We start from the raw sequence: 16,560 nt of genomic DNA, 5'->3' as shown, positions 1-16,560 counted from the left end.
CTTCTTTGTGTTAAATGTATTTTTGTAAGGTTTGTACGAATTCGACCAATTTCTCCTCATCCACTTCATCGAATCTTTTTTTGGAAGGACTGTCGATATCAAGCACACCGAAAATTTCACCATCTTTTAAAATGGGAACGACTATTTCAGATTGGCTTGCGGCATCACAAGCGATATGACCTGGAAACGCATGGACATCTTCAATGCGCTGAACTTCGTTATCGGCTACGGCTGTACCACAAACCCCTTTGCCTGATGGGATTCGAACACAAGCGGGAAGTCCTTGGAAAGGCCCCAGAACAAGCTGGTCTTCTTTCCACAAATAGAAGCCGACCCAATTCACATCATCTAAGAATTGGTTGAGGAGAGAGGATGCATTGGATAAGTTAGCGATTTGATCCGGCTCGTCCTCAATAAGAGCCTTTAATTGTTTAATGACCAAATCATATTTTTCATTTTTTGAACCTGAGTAAGAAGTCGTTTGAAACATCAAAATACCTCCTGAGCATATAGTATTCGACAAAAATCAGAATTTTCTGTCGGTATTTGATGGACGATTGCAAGCAGGAAATCCAACAAATATAGAGAATCCTTTCCTGAGGGGGAAAAATAATGAGCCGACCAAACGTAACGCGTGACAAAGTGTTAGATGTAGCCTGCCGCCTTTTTTACAGCCAAGGTTTCAATGGAACATCTGTCCGGGATATCGCGAAGGCAGCTAATGTCAATGTCTCGCTGATCCATTACTACTTTAAGAGCAAGCAAGGCCTTTTTGAATCGCTCGCTGTCAGCTATTTTGAGCCTTATCTTGAAATGCTGGAAAACGAGCAACCCTCAGAAGGCGAATATCGTCTAAATGAATTAGTGAAAAAAATTCTACATTATAAACAGTCGAATTATCAACTATCTTGTTTGTTAAATAGGGAGCTGACGTTAAACACAACATTTGCGAGAGAAATGCTCGTCACTTACTTGGCAAAAGAGAATCATTTGCTTACCCAAATCCTTTTTCATAAAAACTCCCACATTGATGTGACATTCAAAGAAAAATTATGCCTGCTTCAATTAAAAGGACTCTTAAATGCTCCGTTCATGATGCCACATGAGTTTAAAGATCCGTTTATTACAGATGCTTCTCTCAATCACTTTGTAGACATGTATAGTGGACTTATGAACGATCATCGTTCCGTCCAGGAGCTTGCTAAAGCTTGAGAATCTGAGAATCGACAGAGCTATATCCTTGCCCCAGACCTGATGACGTATGAGCATCAGAACCATAGATTAAAGGTATGCCCATCGAAGAGGCTTTTCGTGCCATTTTTAATGGTGGATAAGTCTCTTTGCAATGCTCTTTCACAACTCCTGCCCCGTTATAATCAAGGGTGTATCCTTGATCCTTAACAAGTTTGAGAAATGAATGAGCCAGTTCTTCCCAATTAGCCGGTGCGGGATAAAGTTCCTGAAACTTCTTCACAAGTGTCATATGACCAATCCTGGACGGCTTGTATTCACCTAAATCACTGAGAACCGATCGGGTTAGCGTTTTGTAGTAGGTATCATAAAGTTGATCGACCCCGCCAAAATCATGAATGGCTTCTCTATACGTGTCCGGGCTGTAGTCGATACAGTACCACCGGCTTTGTCCTTGTAAAAAGTGGACCGATAGGATGCTGTCATCAAGAGAGGGACCATAAGTATGGAGGAAGCTTTCCACCTCTTTTTCATACCCTTCGATATAGTCAACTTCAAATCCTTTCTTAATGTGAATATCCTTTTTGTATGCTTCTTTTAATTGGTCGATTTCTTGTAAATATTCTTCCACTTGGTTTAAAGACATCCCGCTATCTTTTTCCGGCACGGGGTCTTCAAACGTTGAAGGAAGCGGTGCGTGTTCTGTGAATGTCATGGATTGATACCCGCATGTTATGGCTTGTTCAATGTAACTTTTAAGGGTATCTGAAGATCCATGTGGGCAATATGGGGTATGGATGTGACCATCAATCATAGTCGTCTCTCCTTTGTGCTTGAATTTTTTGTCAATATGATAATAAATTTGAAATATTTTAGCCAAAAGGATGTTTTACATGGTATCATTATAGACAACTAAATCACAATTCGGAACGGAATACATCCGTATGGCACGTTTATTGTAAGGAGGCTATTTATGAAGTACGTCATCGGGGCTATTTTACTACTCATCGCATTGTTCATCATAGGGCTGATTTGGCGGAAAAAGGTCTATGATGAAGTGGATCGCCTGGAAGGTTGGAAAATGGATATCATGAACCGGCGCGTCACTGAAGAATTATCCAAAGTGAAAAGTTTAAACCTTTCCGGTGAGACACAGGAAAAGTTCGAAGCCTGGCGGGCCCGTTGGGATCAAATACTGACAAAAGAACTGCCTGAGCTGGAAGAAGACCTTTTCGATGCAGAAGAAGCGGCGGATCGCTATCGTTATAAACGCGTGAAAGTGGTCTTGGCAAACACAGAGAAAAAGTTAGTAGCCATTGAGGAAGACATTAAAATGATGCTTCAAGAACTGGAAGACCTCCTTGATTCCGAAAAGCAGAGCCGCTTGGAAATTGAATCGATGGAGCCGGAATTGAAAGAACTCACCAAACTACTTATTCAAAACCGCCATCAATATGGCAAAGCGGTCCGTGTTTTTGAACAAAGAGTGGGTGAATTGAAGGATAAGCTTAGTAAATATGAACAGTTAACCGAGCAGGGTGATTACATTGAAGCCAATACCCTGGTGCAAACGATTCGGCAGGAGACTACACAATTGCAAGAGGATGTCCAACATTTTCCTGATCGTTTGAAACAGGTGAAAATTGATCTGCCTGAACAGTTGAAAGAGCTGAAAAATGGTGTGGAAGAGATGAAGGCGGAAGGGTACAGGATCTCTCATTTTGATTTTCTTCCGGAGTTACATAATTATGAGCGGTCTCTGGAGGAATTGCTCGTGCAAATGGAGCAGGGAGACCAATCAGGGGTCGAAGAGTCGTTAGAAGAAATTCAAGCAAGAATTCAGGAAATGTATCAGCTGCTGGAAAGAGAAGCAGTAGCTCATCATTATGTGGAGAAACAGTTTGTACCGCTTAAAGCTCAGTTGGATGAGCTGGAATACGTTTTGGCGGACACGGAACGGGAATTAGAAGAAATCCAACAAACGTATCAAGTGGAGGAAGATCATTTGGAGTCTCACCGAAGCTTGAAAAAGTGGTTTAATCAAATGCGTAAACGTGTGACAAGCCTCGATTTCAGACGAGGCGATGGAGAAACCTCCTATTCTCTTCTCCGTGAAGAGGTAGAAGATACCGAAAAACAATTGCAAGAACTCGAAGAAAAGCATAAATATTTCCATGAGCGTGTACAAAACCTCAGAAAAGATGAAAGAGAAGCTAAACAAAAGTTGACGAAGATGGAGAGTCTTCTCTTAGATACTCATCGACGTTTAAAGAGAAGCAACATCCCGGGCATTCCTACTTCTATCTATGAAGATATGAAAGCGGCGAGCCACAAAGTGGATGAAGTCTTTCAAAGCCTTGAAGCACAGCCGCTGGATATGGCTGTAGTGAATGAAAAACTTGATGAAGCTATGGGTATGACTGAGCAGTTGAGTCAGGATGCTGAATCGGTTATGGAGACAGCTCAGCTTGCTGAACGAGTCATTCAATGCGGCAATCGCTATAGAAGCAAATACCCGATCTTAGCTGCTAAACTTCTTGAAGCAGAGGAAAGATTCAGGTCTTATCATTATGATCAAGCACTGTCTCTAGCAAAAGAGGCCATTAAAGAAGTGGATCCAGCTGCATTGTCTAAAATTGATAAAGAGGAAGAAGTCCTGGTTTAGGAAGTGTTTCATTTGAAGAAAAGAATCATCATCGGGTTAATTTTAGTAACCGTTCTTACCTGGGCAAGTGTTTTTACCGTATTTTCTATAAACTCGGATACGGGTGTGTTAGAGAGCGGGGAGCATAGTTTTACCAGGTCTATGAATTCAGAAGGTAAAAATTTAAATGATCAGCGAATCGCTGATTTCTTTGAAAGAAACGTAGGAGCGGACGATGAGGCTGGGGGAACAATCATAGGAGAAAAGACTTTGACGAAAGATTGGGTCAAGGATGTCCGTGAAGATGGAAAACTAAGTATCGATACCCTCCTTAAATCTCTTAAATTAAATGATGCGGACAACAGTTAAGATGAAAAGCACCTGCTGAGGCAGGTGCTTTTTTTGTTCCTAAACCAAGTGTTCCATTTGACTTCATGTTATGATAAAATAATGAGCTGCAATTCGAAAACAAAGGAGTCAGAGCCCATGATTTACCTAGATAACAGTGCCACAACTCATCCGCATGACGAAGTTTTGGAGAGTTTTCAAAAAGTCGCCGACCAATATTTTGCCAATCCCTCATCCGTCCATCGTTTCGGGAGTGAAGCTGAACGCTTATTGGATCGATCCAGAAAACAAGCGGCCCAGCTATTAAACGTCTCTCCACAGGAAGTGGTCTTCACATCCGGGGGTACGGAAGGAAATAATATGGCGATCAAAGGGGTTGCGCTTCAACATCAAACCAGAGGAAAACATTTGATTACGACTGAGATTGAACACCCCTCTGTGATGGAAGCATTCAAGGCACTGGAAACATTGGGTTTTGAAGTCAGTTATATAAATGTTGATCAGAACGGGAAAGTTAACCCTGAAGATATAAAGCAAGCGTTAAGAGATGATACGATTCTTGTCAGTGTCATGAGTGTGAACAATGAGCTTGGTACCATTCAGCCCATACAAAAAATCGGTGAATTACTCAAAGCTTACCCTAAAGTATTTTTTCATGTCGATCATGTTCAAGGGTTAGGAAAAATAGAGTTACCCTTAAAAGATTGGGGCATTGATCTTTGTACTCTTTCTGGTCATAAGATTCATGGATTGAAAGGGACCGGGGCTTTACTCATGCAAAAGCACGTGCGTATTTTTCCATTGTTGCATGGAGGAAGTCAAGAGGCGGAAGTAAGAGCGGGAACAGAAAATCTGCCTGGGACAGTAGCATTTGTAAAAGCTCTTCGACTGCTTCATGAAAATCGCGAACAAAAAATTGACCACTTAAGTGGAATGAGAAAAATGTTATGGGAAGGGCTCATGCTCCGAGACTTTTGTAGAATCAATTCACCGGAGGACGGGGCTCCCCATATTGTGAATTTTTCTATTCCAGGATATAAACCTGAGGTCATTATTCACGCTCTTGGGGAAGAAGGCATATTTATTTCAACCAAATCTGCCTGTTCTTCCAAACAGCCGGACGTGAGCGCTGTTCTCAAGGCATGTAACTTGGACTATGAACGGACGACATCCGCTTTGCGTGTTAGTCTTTCTACAAGCAATAGAAGAGAGGAAATCGATCTGTTCCTGAAAACATTAGATCAAACAGTTGAAAACTTACAAGCGACGATGAGGTGAGCATAATGAATTTTGACCGAATTATGATTCGATACGGTGAAATGGCGTTGAAAGGGAAAAATAAACGTGCATTTGAACAAAAACTGCAAAGTAACATTGCTATAAAGCTAAGAAAGTATCCAAATACAACGATTAAGAAAACACAAGGGCGCATGTTTGTCCTGCTGAATGGGGAAAATCCTCATGATGTAATGAGAGAATGCCAGGAGGTCTTCGGTATTCACAGCCTCAGTTTCGCTGTCAAAGTGGAAAAAGAAGAGGAGCTAATGAAAGAAGCTGTGATGCTTGCCTTTCATGACGCAAAGAATGCACGTACGTTCAAGATTTCATCAAAGCGGACAGATAAAACTTTTTCTATTCCTTCACAGGAGCTCAACCCATTATTGGGGGGGCATATCCTCCGTCAAACGGAAGACGTAAGGGTCGATGTACACAATCCTGATGTAGAAATAAAAGTAGAAGTTCGTCACGAAGGGTGTTATGTGACGGCACAAGATTACAAAGGAGCGGGTGGACTGCCAGTTGGTACAACAGGGAAGAGTTTGTTGATGCTTTCAGGCGGAATCGATAGTCCTGTCGCCGGTTATTTGACGATGAAACGGGGCGTTGAAATTGAAGCGATTCATTTTCATTCTCCTCCTTACACAAGTGAACGGGCGAAACAAAAAGTCATCGATCTTGCTCAAGCTTTATCAAAGTTCGGTTCAAAAGTGAAAATCCATGTTATTCCATTCACAGAAATCCAGCAAAAAATTCATCGTGAAATGCCGGAAGGGTATAGTATGACGATCATGCGCCGAATGATGATGCGAATCAGTGAGCAATTAGCTGCTAAGAATGACCTTCTTTCCATCACTACCGGCGAAAGCCTTGGACAAGTTGCCAGTCAGACGATGGAAAGCATGCATACCATCAATGAGGTTACTAATTACCCGATTATCAGGCCGCTAGTTTCTATGGACAAACTTGAAATTATCGATATTTCCAGAAAAATTGGGACCTATGATATATCCATCCGCCCATTTGAAGATTGTTGTACTGTATTCGTTCCGAAAGCTCCTAAAACGAAGCCGACGCGCAAAAATGCCAATTATTATGAATCCAATTCAGATTTTACGGAGGATATCGAAAAAGCATTGGAAGAATCCTATACCATTGAAGTCTCTCCTGATCATCAATCAGGGCAGAAAGACGACGAATTTGATGATTTACTGTAGAGTTATCTCTCTGGCCTTAATGGCCAGAGCTTTTTTATTTTCTAGGAAATAATTAAAACTTCACCTGTGTATTAATCAGGAATTGAACTCTCAATACCATTCGGGACAATCGTGGTCATTCTTTTAATAGCTTGTACTTCATTTCTTTCCGCATATAGCTTATGGTATAGATAAAAGGAAGAAAGAGGGAGTGTTAAAAGTGAAGCTCTGGTATGGTGGGAAAATATATACGATGAAAAAAGAAGGCGAATGGGTGGAAGCGATTGTGACTTCCCAAGGAAAGGTGAAAGCGGTTGGTGATACACAGCTTTTATATCAAACCTACAAAGATGAAATTACGGAAGAACATGATCTGAAAGGGGCTGTCATGTACCCTGGATTTACCGATAGTCATTTACACATCATCGGCCATGGCGAACGTTTAATGAGGCTCGATCTTTCGTTTATGAAGTCTGCAGAAGAAGTGAAACAGGCCTTACATCAGCACGCAGAACAACTGCCACCTGGAGAATGGATCATCGGTGATGGTTGGAATGAAAACCAATGGGAAGAAAAACGCATCATACATAAAGATGAACTTGATGAAATTTCTTCGGAACACCCGATGATGCTTACAAGGGTCTGCCGCCACGCGTTACTAGCCAATACAAAAGCCATGAACATGGCTGGGGTCGAAAGAGGTACCCAGGACCCTCAGGGTGGTGTAATTGTAAGAGGGGAAGACGGAGAAGCGACTGGATTTTTCCATGATCAGGCGCAGGAACTTATCAAAGCGGCCATGCCTGAAGTTACGCCGGAGTATTTAAGGAAAGCTACGGACTTAGCAGTTAAGGATATGCATTCTTTTGGTCTTGTTGGAGGCCACAGTGAAGACTTGAATTATTATGGTGGTTTCAAAAAAACGTACGACGCTTTTCTGCATGTCATAGACGGTGAGGTAACAAAATTTCGTGCCCACCTTCTGATTCATCATGGCGTCATTGAACAGGTAGACCAAGAAAAACTTGGGTTCAAAAAAGGGACGGACTTCGTGGAATTAGGGGCTTTGAAAATCTTCTCTGATGGAGCTTTAGGTGGAAGAACGGCCTGGTTAAAAGATCCATATGCAGATGATCCCGAAAACTATGGAGTAGCTATCCATACAGATGAAGAGCTTGATCAACTTGTAAAAGAAGCAAGGAAAAGGGATATGCCGGTGGCTGTTCACGCCATTGGTGACGGAGCGGTGGAAGCTGTGGCCAAAGCCATTGCGTCCAATCCTCTTAAGAATGGGGAACGTGACCGTATCATTCATGCACAAATTCTAAGTCCTGCGTTAATTCATCAATTGCAGCGCTTAAATGTCGTTTTGGATATACAGCCAACCTTCGTTGCTTCTGACTTTCCGTGGGTCATGGAACGACTAGGAAATTTAAGACTGAAGAATTCTTATTCATGGAAAACACTGCTTGATGCAGGAATCAAATGTGCAGGAGGATCAGATGCCCCAATTGAAGAAATCAATCCGCTGCTAGGCATCCGTGCCGCTGTAGACAGAAGAGCGTCTTATGACCACGCCGTCTATCAAGCGGAAGAGAAGCTTACGGTATATGAAGCCATTTCCCTTTACACGAAAGGGAGTGCGCAGGCGATTCACAAGGAGAATGAACAAGGGATGATTCAGGAAGGATTCCTTGCAGACTTTACTGTATTAGACAGGGATCTTTTTGCACTGAAATCACATGAACTCGCAGACGCAACGGTTACCATGACCGTCGTAGACGAGGAAATCGTCTACCAACGGTCATAACCACCGATATCAGTGAAAGTTATTCAAAAAACGCGCAAGTTTCTTGAAGACTCAGTTTCGAGACTTTTGTGGAGTGGTTGGGGGCTGCGGGGAATAACTCGCTTTCCGCGGGAGCTTAGTGAGCCTCCTCGGACTGCGTCCTGTGGGGTCTCACCAAGCACTTTTATCCCGCAGGAGTCTCACCGCCCGCCCCATGGAAAGCGAACCTTTTCACGGAGCCCCTAGAACCACCCTATTGTCTCGAAACTGAGTCTTCAATTTAAGGGAGCTTGTGTGATAATAGATATATTTTAAACTAAAAAAGGAACTTCCGATGTCTCGGAAGTTCCTTTTTAGAAGAGTTTACAGGAACGTACGTTTTACACGGTCCCAGTACGTATTATTTTTAAGTTTGACGGTTTTAATAACGTTCTCGCTGAGGTTGATGGTAACGTCTTGGATGTTACGAACGGAAAAAGCCTCATTATCCATACCAATAATAGGATAGTCATTTCCATCTTGCCGGACTTTGAGCTTTAATGACCGTTCTCCGCTTAAAATAAAGGAAGAGCCGAGTGTGCGATAACGGTTATTGTTAAGAGAAGCAAGCTCGCTGATTTGGAAACAAGGAAGCTTCGGATCCACCACCGCACCGTTGATGGATTTATTATAAGCGGTGCTTCCAGTAGGAGTGGCAATAATTAAGCCGTCTCCGCGGAACGTTTCAAAATGGAGATCATCGATGTGGACATCAATGACGATGGATTTGATCAATGTCGAGCGCACGCTGCATTCATTCAAACACATGAAGGTAGACTCATTATTAATCGTTGTTTCAATGACGGGAAAACGGCGGACTTCAACTTCAGAATTCTTCATCGCATCGATCATTTCATCGTGATCATCGATGTCGAAGTCACAGTAAAGACCTGCTTCATGCCCGGTCCGGATCCCTACATACAGGCAGTCTTGACGGAAGCCCGTTTTGCGGACAGCTTGCAAGAAGGTGCCATCGCCTCCTACAGCGATGATGATGTTAGCATCTGTGGAATCTTCGACGATATGAAAATTATTGTCGCGTGCCAGCTGGAATAATGATTCCAATTTATCATTTAATTCTTCGGTTTGTTGATAAAAAAAGTATAAATTTCTTCGTTGGTCGTTCATCTAGCATCCTCCTTTTATGTATAGCTTGATGTCATTTTATCATTTCATTCTTGAAACCGCACACAATTTTCAAACAAATCGGGAAAGTTTAACATTGTTGAATTGAGGGGTGTAATTCGATATGGTGGATATAGATGAAAACGTAAACGAAGGTTGGCGCATCATGTTTGAGTTAAACAGACAGCTGCGTCAATTTCTTTTGATTTGGTACGAGGAAGTTTACCAGGTATGAAAGCATGATTATATTTTAAGGAGAATGATTATGAAGCAGGAACAAGTGGAAAAACTATTTCAATGGATCGATGATACTTCAACGGTCATATCTGAAGACTTGAATATCACTTATTTAGAAGCAATTGCAGAAACAATGGATGTTCTCTTCAATGGACAGCCCTTTGACGACATGGGAGATGCTTTGCAGACCTTTCTCACGAACGAACTGCTGAAAGTGAAAAAAGAAGAGTTCGAAAAAGAAGAAATAAGAAAAGCGGTTCAGCTTGCCATTCTAAAAGGAATGAAAGGAGCTACTCAGCAGCAACACCTCATCACCCCAGACTCTGTTGCCATGTTTATGGGGTATCTGGCTTCCAAATTGTTTGAAGGAAGAGAAAGCTTGAAACTTTTCGATCCAGCGTCGGGAAGCGGCAATCTATTGACATCCGTTATGAACCAGCTGGATATGTCGCTGCAAGCGTATGCCAGTGAAGTTGACCCAACGCTTATCCAGCTTTCTGTTGCGAATGCCAACCTGCAAAAAAATGAAATTGAATTCTTCCATCAGGACAGCCTGGCCCCTTTCTTAATGGAGCCTGTCGATTTTGTCCTGGCTGACCTTCCTGTAGGCTATTATCCTGATGACGCTCAAGCGGCAAGGTATAAACTGAAAGCGGATGAAGGCTTATCCTATGCCCATCATCTGTTTATAGAACAGGGATTGAATTATACAAAAGAAGGCGGCTTCCTTATGTTCATTGTCCCGAACTTCCTTTTTGAGAGTGAGCAGTCTAAGGCTTTGAATGCTTTTTTACGTGAGCATGCTCATATCGTTGGAATGCTGCAGCTTTCCGATAGCTTATTCAAAGATGAAAAGCATGGAAAGAGCATTTTGCTTTTACAGAAGAAAGGTCAGGGAACGAAGGCTCCGAAACAAGCATTGTTGGCCAAACTCCCTTCTTTTAAGAATCCGAATGGGATGGCGGATATCCTGACACAGATGAACCAATGGTTCGAAGAATATAAAAGCACACAATTGTGAGAAAATAACGAATATAACAAGTAAACGTTATCATAGCTCAGTGACCTTGAAATCGATGATGACGGGTGATTAAATAGTAGTGGTAGAAAATTACGAACCTATATTTTAAGGGGATGAGCAACGTTGAGTAATAAAATTCTTGCTATAAATGCAGGTAGTTCATCACTGAAATTCCAATTGATTGAAATGCCTGAAGAAACTGTAATTACCAAAGGTCTAGTCGAGCGTATCGGCTTGAATGATGCGGTATTTACTATTGAAGTAAATGATGAAAAAGATGAAACTGTAACAGATATCCCTGATCACGGAGAAGCTGTAAAAATGCTTCTTGATAAGTTGACAGCGAATGGAATTATCGATTCTCTAGATGAGATCAATGGTGTCGGTCACCGTGTCGTTCACGGAGGCGAGCGTTTCAGCGAATCTGTACTCATCACGGATGAAGTCATCCAAGAAATCGAGGAAGTATCAGATTTGGCGCCATTGCATAACCCTGCAAACTTGACTGGAATCAATGCTTTCCGTGAAGTGCTTCCGAATGTACCTCACGTAGCAGTATTTGATACTGCATTCCACCAGTCCATGCCTGAGCAGTCTTACCTGTACAGCCTGCCGTATGAGTATTATGAAGACTATGGCATCCGGAAGTATGGTTTCCATGGTACTTCTCACAAGTATGTCTCAGAGCGTGCTGCTGAGATGTTGGGACGCCCAGTGGAAGAGCTTCGTCTTCTATCATGCCACCTGGGTAATGGCGCCAGTATTGCAGCTATTGAAGGCGGCAAGTCTATTGATACATCTATGGGCTTCACACCACTTGCTGGGGTTACAATGGGGACGCGTTCAGGTAACATCGACCCTGCATTGATTCCATTCATCATGGAGAAGACAGGTAAAACAGCGAATGAAGTCATGAATGTATTGAACAAAGAAAGTGGTATGCTTGCGCTTTCTGGTTTCTCCAGTGACTTGAGAGATATCGAAAAGCGTGCAGAAAATGGGGACGAGCGTGCCGAGCTTGCTCTAGAAGTGTTTGCTGCACGTATTCATAAATATATCGGTTCTTATGCTGCTCGTATGCACGGCATTGATGGAATTATCTTTACAGCTGGTGTAGGTGAAAACAGTGTTACGATGCGTGAACGTGTGTTGAAAGGGCTTGAATTCATGGGCGTGTACTGGGACCCTGCCCTTAACAAAGTTCGTGGAAAAGAAGCATTTGTAAACTATCCTCACTCCCCTGTGAAGGTCATGATTATTCCTACAAACGAAGAAGTCATGATTGCTCGTGACACCGTCGAAAAAGGACTATAATAGGAAAAAAAGCAATTGTACCCTAGGTGCAATTGCTTTTTTTTGAGCTTTCAGTCTACAATATATGGTAAGGAACAAAGACGAGGAGGGAGCGCTTTGTCACACCACCACCGCATACGTACGGAATTAAAGACATGGTTAGAGCAATATCAACAGTATCAGCCGAATGATTTTGAAATGGTTTATGATCATTGGGTTCAACAAAGTTTAATGAATGTGGATCCTCAAGTGAAAAAAGCATTTTTCTCAAAATTAGATGCCTGGTTTTTTCATACCCATGCTTTTTTACAAGGCACCTCTTATCAATATGAGGCGAGAGAACGTATTCTAACGGTGGGACGGATTTTTTCGGATCAGATTGAAAAAATTGAAGATATGGAGACAGAGCTGACCGTTGAACAGTTGACCTACATAGCCGAACAGCAGATGGCTCGGGGGCGCCTGTATTCATTTGCACAGGGCGGCTTGACAGGGGCTGGTGGGTGGCTTTTCTTAGGGATGGATTATCCTTTGATGATGTTAATGAATTTAAGAGCCATTCAGCTGATTGGATTAACCTTTGGTCATGAGATGAACCACCCTTACGAAATGATGATTTCTCTCAAGGTTTTTCATGCTGCTACCTTGCCGAAAAGACTAAAAGCGGGTGCGTGGAATGAGTTGATCGAAGAAGTGAAGATGAAAGAGCATCCTTTTATCTTTGCGGGGGAGGATCAATTGACCGATGAAGGTTGGATGGAACAACCGATGAAACAGTGCTTTAAATCCTTATTCATCCTCATGTTCAGGAAAAAACTTGTTCAAGGTCTACCATTCATCAGCATTGCGATCGGGGCTTATTCGAATTATCATTTAACAAAACAAGTGACAGAATTCGCTATGAAGTTTTATCAATACCGTCACCTTATGAACAAGGAAGGAGCATCTTAATTGGCCGTAGAGGAACATAAAGCAAGCGCAGGAAATTCGATTTCCTGCCTTGTGCTCACAGTGAGCGACACACGTACAGAAGAAACGGACAAAAGTGGTAAGCTGATGATCGATACGCTGACGAAAGAAGGTCACTCGGTGGGTGAATACCATATTGTAAAAGATGAACAAAGTCAAATTCATGACTATGTGAAGAGAGGCGTGGATGATCCCAAAATCGAGGCCGTTTTAATAAACGGCGGTACAGGGGTTGCCAAACGAGATGTAACGATTGAAGTGATAGAAAAAATACTGGATAAAGAGATGCCAGGTTTCGGAGAAATCTTCAGAATGCTTAGCTACAAAGAGGATATTGGATCCGCGGCAATCTTATCGCGGGCTATCGCTGGAGTATCCGGACGAACGGCTATTTTCTCTACTCCGGGTTCTTCTGGTGCTGTAAAACTCGCGATGGATCGATTAATTCTTCCTGAACTTCCACACATAATTGGTGAACTGAATAAAGACAAATAAAAGAGCCCGCATCCGGGCTCTTTTATTTGTCTTGGGTTTCTTCTGTGTCATCAGGGCGAACAACAAGTACATCGCAGGTAGCGTATCTTGTTATGTGTTCGGATACACTGCCGATAAAGAAACGTTCCATCGCATTCAAGCCGGTTGCGCCACAGATAATCAGATCGGCATTATATTTCGGAGCGACATCTTTAGCAATTTTTACTTTTGGAGAACCGTATTCAATGTCAACCACTACATTTTTCACACCGGCTTTTTCTGCTTTTTCCTGGTAGTCATTTAATAATTCGGTCGCATATTGTTCCGCCCGGATGGCTAGGGAACGGTCATAGGCTTCTACGGTCGCAAAGGCCCGGGTGTCCACCACGTGAGCTAAAACCAGCTTCGCCTCATTACGGTTCGCAATGTCAATAGCCTTGTTAAATGCCACTTCTGCCGTTACAGAACCATCGACCGCCACAACAATATCTTTGTATTCAAAAGTCATGCTGGATGCCTCCTCTCATTTCTATATTTTTATTATATCACGCCTGTTTAATGGATAGACGGACGAATCAAGCATAATTATAACAATTTTGCGAAAAGTAAACAGGGAGGTGGTCACATGAAGAAACCGAAAAATCCAATCGAAAGAGAAAAAGAAATGGAACAGGATCAGCAACTCATGCAGTCCATGAATGAGAGTTACCAATCTGGAAGTAAGAAAAAAGATAAACGCTAATACAAAGCCCCAACAGCTTTATGCTGTTGGGGTACTTGATTTATCTTTCTTTTTTAAAAATGGGTAAAGTATGAAGATCACCAAGAAAGTTAAGAATCCCGGAGACCATGATTCAGGAAGAAGGAAATAAAGAAGGCTCCCTGCCATAATCACTCCCATAGCCAAGCTGTTCACATACCGTGGCTTCGTTAATAGGATCAGATCTTCTTCGTCCAAATGTATTCTTTTTACTATCAGGTAATCACTGCAAATAACAGCTGAGATTGGAATGATTAACCCGCCAAGCAAAGAGATGAATGATTCCGCTTCATTTACAAGGGTGGGAAAACCACTAAGAAGCACACCTACTGAGCCGAAAACAACGGCCGCTTGAACTCTCGAGAGTTTTGGAAAGGTATTTAAAAGGCTGAATCCACCTGTATAAGCATTACTGACATTAATACTGATCATAGAAACGATGGCTGTAGCTGTAATGATTGTTATAAGAAGCGGGGAATCCGTCAAGTCCGTGGATGATACATATGGGTTGATATCCTGAAAAAGATAGGCGGAGGCACATCCGATGACGGCTGTAATAAAAAATCCGATTCCATTTCCTATGAGTAGTCCGTAAAATCCATGGGAAGGGGACTTTGCGTACCTCGTCATGTCAGCTGATGCACTGACGCCTGATACATATTGAACAAAGGCAAGGCTTGCAAAAAATAACATAGAGGGGGAGGAGCCTCCCAAGCCTCCACTTTGAAGCATCATCAGTGAACCAGGTGTTACATTTGTAGTAAAGTAAACATACAAGATTGTTGCCTCTCCAACGAGCAATAAAGGTAAAAAATAGCTCATCGCTTTTTTTACCGCATTAAAACCAACAATCGCAAGTGTAACCATGAGAATAGACAACGGAATTGAATAGACCCAAAACGGGAGATTTATACCAGTTAAACGTAAAATCAGTTGTTGGATGACATATGTACCGCCGATGGTTTGTACACTGAACCAATAAAGGGAAGTGAGACTTCGAATCGGTGCGGATAAAAAGCGGGTTCCATTCACTCCAAGGATTGTACGTAATGCATATTGGGCCGGGATGCCGAGTCTTGCGCCAGGTAAAGATAAAAAGGATACAAGTAAAAAGCCGAGAATTGCTCCGATACTAGTGGAGATGACACCTGTCCAGAAGGAAAGTCCACCTTCCAAGACAGCCAATGCGGGAACGAGGAAGTTACCTGCATTGGCTGCGATGGCAATCTGAATGAAAGCAAAGCGGTACCAGGGTGTATCCCGTTTCTCGGCGGGGACAGCTTCTAAACCATATTGTTCGATTACACGTTTCCGTGGAGCAGCTTTCAAAACATTCACGTCCTTTCTGACCCAATCATTGTACAGAAAGGTCACACAAGTGTAAATGAAAATAGAATCTTAAGGAGGTTTAAAAAATGAGACATGCTCTGATTACAGCCGGCACCAAGGGGCTGGGCAGGAAAGTAGCTGAGCACATGCTTAACCAGAATCATTCCATTACCGTTACATATAAAAACGACGAAGCTAAAGCCCTCTCTTTATTGGATGATTTTCCAAAGGATCATGACAGAATACAAATTATACAGGCTGACGTGACAGTCAAAGAGGATATTCATCGTCTTACCGAAAATACAATAAAGCGCTTTGGAAGAGTAGATTATTTGATTAACAATGCTGGACCATATATTTTTGAACGTAAAAAACTGATGGACTATACAGAAGAGGAATGGAATTCGATGATTCGAGGAAATCTGGACGCTGTGTTTTATCTGATGAAAGCTACTGTTCCTCATATGAGAAAGCAAAATTTCGGAAGGATCATTAATTATGGATTTCAGGGAGCGCAATCTGCTTCCGGGTGGATCTATCGTTCTGCTTTCGCAGCAGCAAAAGTTGGCCTTGTATCCCTGACTAAAACCATTGCTTATGAAGAAGCAGAATATGGCATCACATCAAATATGATATGTCCGGGAAACATAACAGGAGAGTGGAAGGAAGCCTGTATAGAGGTGAGTAGAAAAAGCAAGGATGAAGAAACCCCGATCGGGAGGCCGGGAACAGGGGAAGATGTAGCACGGACCATCGACTTTTTATGTCATGAAGATTCGGATATGATTACGGGTACGATCTATGAAGTCACCGGTGGATTAGACGTTATTCACAGGCATCGGTAAAGACAGGGGAAGGGCTAAATTT

At 42.4% G+C, this 16,560-nt stretch carries 16 protein-coding genes; 11 read left to right on the top strand and 5 right to left on the bottom strand.

Annotated elements, in window-relative coordinates; translation table 11 throughout:
- Positions 1-10 precede the first annotated feature (10 nt).
- Entirely contained in the window at positions 11-490 is a 480-nt protein-coding gene (locus tag J0K78_RS13950; RefSeq protein ID WP_206947608.1) for a GAF domain-containing protein, read from the bottom strand.
- A 122-nt stretch (positions 491-612) separates the two neighbouring features.
- Here J0K78_RS13950 and refZ point away from each other — a divergent pair, with 122 nt between their 5' ends.
- Entirely contained in the window at positions 613-1,212 is a 600-nt protein-coding gene (refZ, locus tag J0K78_RS13945; RefSeq protein WP_160916278.1) for a forespore capture DNA-binding protein RefZ, read from the top strand.
- Here the strand turns inward: refZ and hisJ are convergent.
- Entirely contained in the window at positions 1,202-2,005 is an 804-nt protein-coding gene (hisJ, locus tag J0K78_RS13940; RefSeq protein WP_206947607.1) for a histidinol-phosphatase HisJ, read from the bottom strand. The two genes, refZ and hisJ, sit on opposite strands and share 11 nt — an antisense overlap.
- A gap of 159 nt (positions 2,006-2,164) precedes the next feature.
- On the opposite strand from hisJ, the gene ezrA reads away from it, so the two are divergent.
- The 5 genes from ezrA to J0K78_RS13915 all read left to right on the top strand — a co-directional run bounded on the left by ezrA (position 2,165) and on the right by J0K78_RS13915 (position 8,467).
- The gene (ezrA, locus tag J0K78_RS13935; protein WP_206947606.1) at positions 2,165-3,856 is read left to right on the top strand and encodes a septation ring formation regulator EzrA; all 1,692 of its coding nucleotides are present in this window, start codon (positions 2,165-2,167) and stop codon (positions 3,854-3,856) included.
- 12 nt (positions 3,857-3,868) lie between these two features.
- Positions 3,869-4,204, top strand: coding sequence for a hypothetical protein (locus J0K78_RS13930; protein ID WP_206947605.1), 336 nt, complete (start codon positions 3,869-3,871; stop codon positions 4,202-4,204).
- A gap of 117 nt (positions 4,205-4,321) precedes the next feature.
- Positions 4,322-5,461: a cysteine desulfurase family protein gene (locus J0K78_RS13925; protein ID WP_206947604.1), complete on the top strand. Its 1,140-nt coding sequence runs from the start codon at positions 4,322-4,324 to the stop codon at positions 5,459-5,461.
- Positions 5,462-5,466: 5 nt separating this feature from the next.
- Complete coding sequence (gene thiI, locus J0K78_RS13920) at positions 5,467-6,678, top strand: tRNA uracil 4-sulfurtransferase ThiI (protein ID WP_206947603.1); 1,212 nt, start codon at positions 5,467-5,469, stop codon at positions 6,676-6,678.
- A gap of 199 nt (positions 6,679-6,877) precedes the next feature.
- Positions 6,878-8,467, top strand: coding sequence for an amidohydrolase (locus tag J0K78_RS13915; protein WP_206947602.1), 1,590 nt, complete (start codon positions 6,878-6,880; stop codon positions 8,465-8,467).
- A gap of 342 nt (positions 8,468-8,809) precedes the next feature.
- Here the strand turns inward: J0K78_RS13915 and J0K78_RS13910 are convergent, their stop codons facing one another.
- A complete protein-coding gene (locus tag J0K78_RS13910; protein WP_160916264.1) occupies positions 8,810-9,613 on the bottom strand; it encodes an NAD kinase in 804 nt (267 codons plus the stop codon).
- Between the two features lie 262 nt (positions 9,614-9,875).
- On the opposite strand from J0K78_RS13910, the gene J0K78_RS13905 reads away from it, so the two are divergent.
- From J0K78_RS13905 to J0K78_RS13890, 4 genes are all read left to right on the top strand, one after another.
- Entirely contained in the window at positions 9,876-10,868 is a 993-nt protein-coding gene (locus J0K78_RS13905; RefSeq protein ID WP_206947601.1) for a class I SAM-dependent methyltransferase, read from the top strand.
- 123 nt (positions 10,869-10,991) lie between these two features.
- Positions 10,992-12,182 (top strand): acetate kinase, encoded by a 1,191-nt coding sequence (locus tag J0K78_RS13900; RefSeq protein ID WP_160916260.1) that lies wholly within the window; start codon positions 10,992-10,994, stop codon positions 12,180-12,182.
- 96 nt (positions 12,183-12,278) lie between these two features.
- Positions 12,279-13,112, top strand: a complete 834-nt coding sequence (locus tag J0K78_RS13895) for an EcsC family protein (protein WP_206947600.1) — start codon at positions 12,279-12,281, stop codon at positions 13,110-13,112.
- Positions 13,113-13,625 (top strand): MogA/MoaB family molybdenum cofactor biosynthesis protein, encoded by a 513-nt coding sequence (locus J0K78_RS13890; RefSeq protein WP_206947599.1) that lies wholly within the window; start codon positions 13,113-13,115, stop codon positions 13,623-13,625.
- A 22-nt stretch (positions 13,626-13,647) separates the two neighbouring features.
- Here J0K78_RS13890 and J0K78_RS13885 read toward each other — a convergent pair whose 3' ends face one another.
- Complete coding sequence (locus J0K78_RS13885; RefSeq protein WP_206947598.1) at positions 13,648-14,112, bottom strand: universal stress protein; 465 nt, start codon at positions 14,110-14,112, stop codon at positions 13,648-13,650.
- A 252-nt stretch (positions 14,113-14,364) separates the two neighbouring features.
- Positions 14,365-15,693 (bottom strand): purine-cytosine permease family protein, encoded by a 1,329-nt coding sequence (locus J0K78_RS13880; RefSeq protein ID WP_242517885.1) that lies wholly within the window; start codon positions 15,691-15,693, stop codon positions 14,365-14,367.
- A gap of 86 nt (positions 15,694-15,779) precedes the next feature.
- Between J0K78_RS13880 and J0K78_RS13875 the strand changes: the two genes are divergently transcribed.
- On the top strand, positions 15,780-16,538 hold the full coding sequence (locus tag J0K78_RS13875) for an SDR family oxidoreductase (RefSeq protein WP_206947596.1): 759 nt from the start codon (positions 15,780-15,782) through the stop codon (positions 16,536-16,538).
- Positions 16,539-16,560 lie beyond the last annotated feature (22 nt).

It is taken from the genome of Halobacillus sp. GSS1 (genome assembly GCF_017307035.1).
Lineage (GTDB): Bacteria > Bacillota > Bacilli > Bacillales > Halobacillaceae > Halobacillus > Halobacillus litoralis.
The sequence above is the reverse complement of the archived record's forward strand: the minus strand, read 5'-3'. Positions and strand labels throughout refer to the sequence as shown.

What these genes read in the sequence shown, in the direction of transcription:
- hisJ (WP_206947607.1), bottom strand. Translation starts at nt 2,005, where the DNA reads ATGATTGATGGTCACATCCATACCCCATATTGCCCACATGGATCTTCA.
- J0K78_RS13910 (WP_160916264.1), bottom strand. Translation starts at nt 9,613, where the DNA reads ATGAACGACCAACGAAGAAATTTATACTTTTTTTATCAACAAACCGAA.
- J0K78_RS13875 (WP_206947596.1), top strand. Translation starts at nt 15,780, where the DNA reads ATGAGACATGCTCTGATTACAGCCGGCACCAAGGGGCTGGGCAGGAAA.
- J0K78_RS13925 (WP_206947604.1), top strand. Translation starts at nt 4,322, where the DNA reads ATGATTTACCTAGATAACAGTGCCACAACTCATCCGCATGACGAAGTT.
- thiI (WP_206947603.1), top strand. Translation starts at nt 5,467, where the DNA reads ATGAATTTTGACCGAATTATGATTCGATACGGTGAAATGGCGTTGAAA.
- refZ (WP_160916278.1), top strand. Translation starts at nt 613, where the DNA reads ATGAGCCGACCAAACGTAACGCGTGACAAAGTGTTAGATGTAGCCTGC.
- J0K78_RS13905 (WP_206947601.1), top strand. Translation starts at nt 9,876, where the DNA reads ATGAAGCAGGAACAAGTGGAAAAACTATTTCAATGGATCGATGATACT.
- J0K78_RS13885 (WP_206947598.1), bottom strand. Translation starts at nt 14,112, where the DNA reads ATGACTTTTGAATACAAAGATATTGTTGTGGCGGTCGATGGTTCTGTA.
- ezrA (WP_206947606.1), top strand. Translation starts at nt 2,165, where the DNA reads ATGAAGTACGTCATCGGGGCTATTTTACTACTCATCGCATTGTTCATC.
- J0K78_RS13950 (WP_206947608.1), bottom strand. Translation starts at nt 490, where the DNA reads ATGTTTCAAACGACTTCTTACTCAGGTTCAAAAAATGAAAAATATGAT.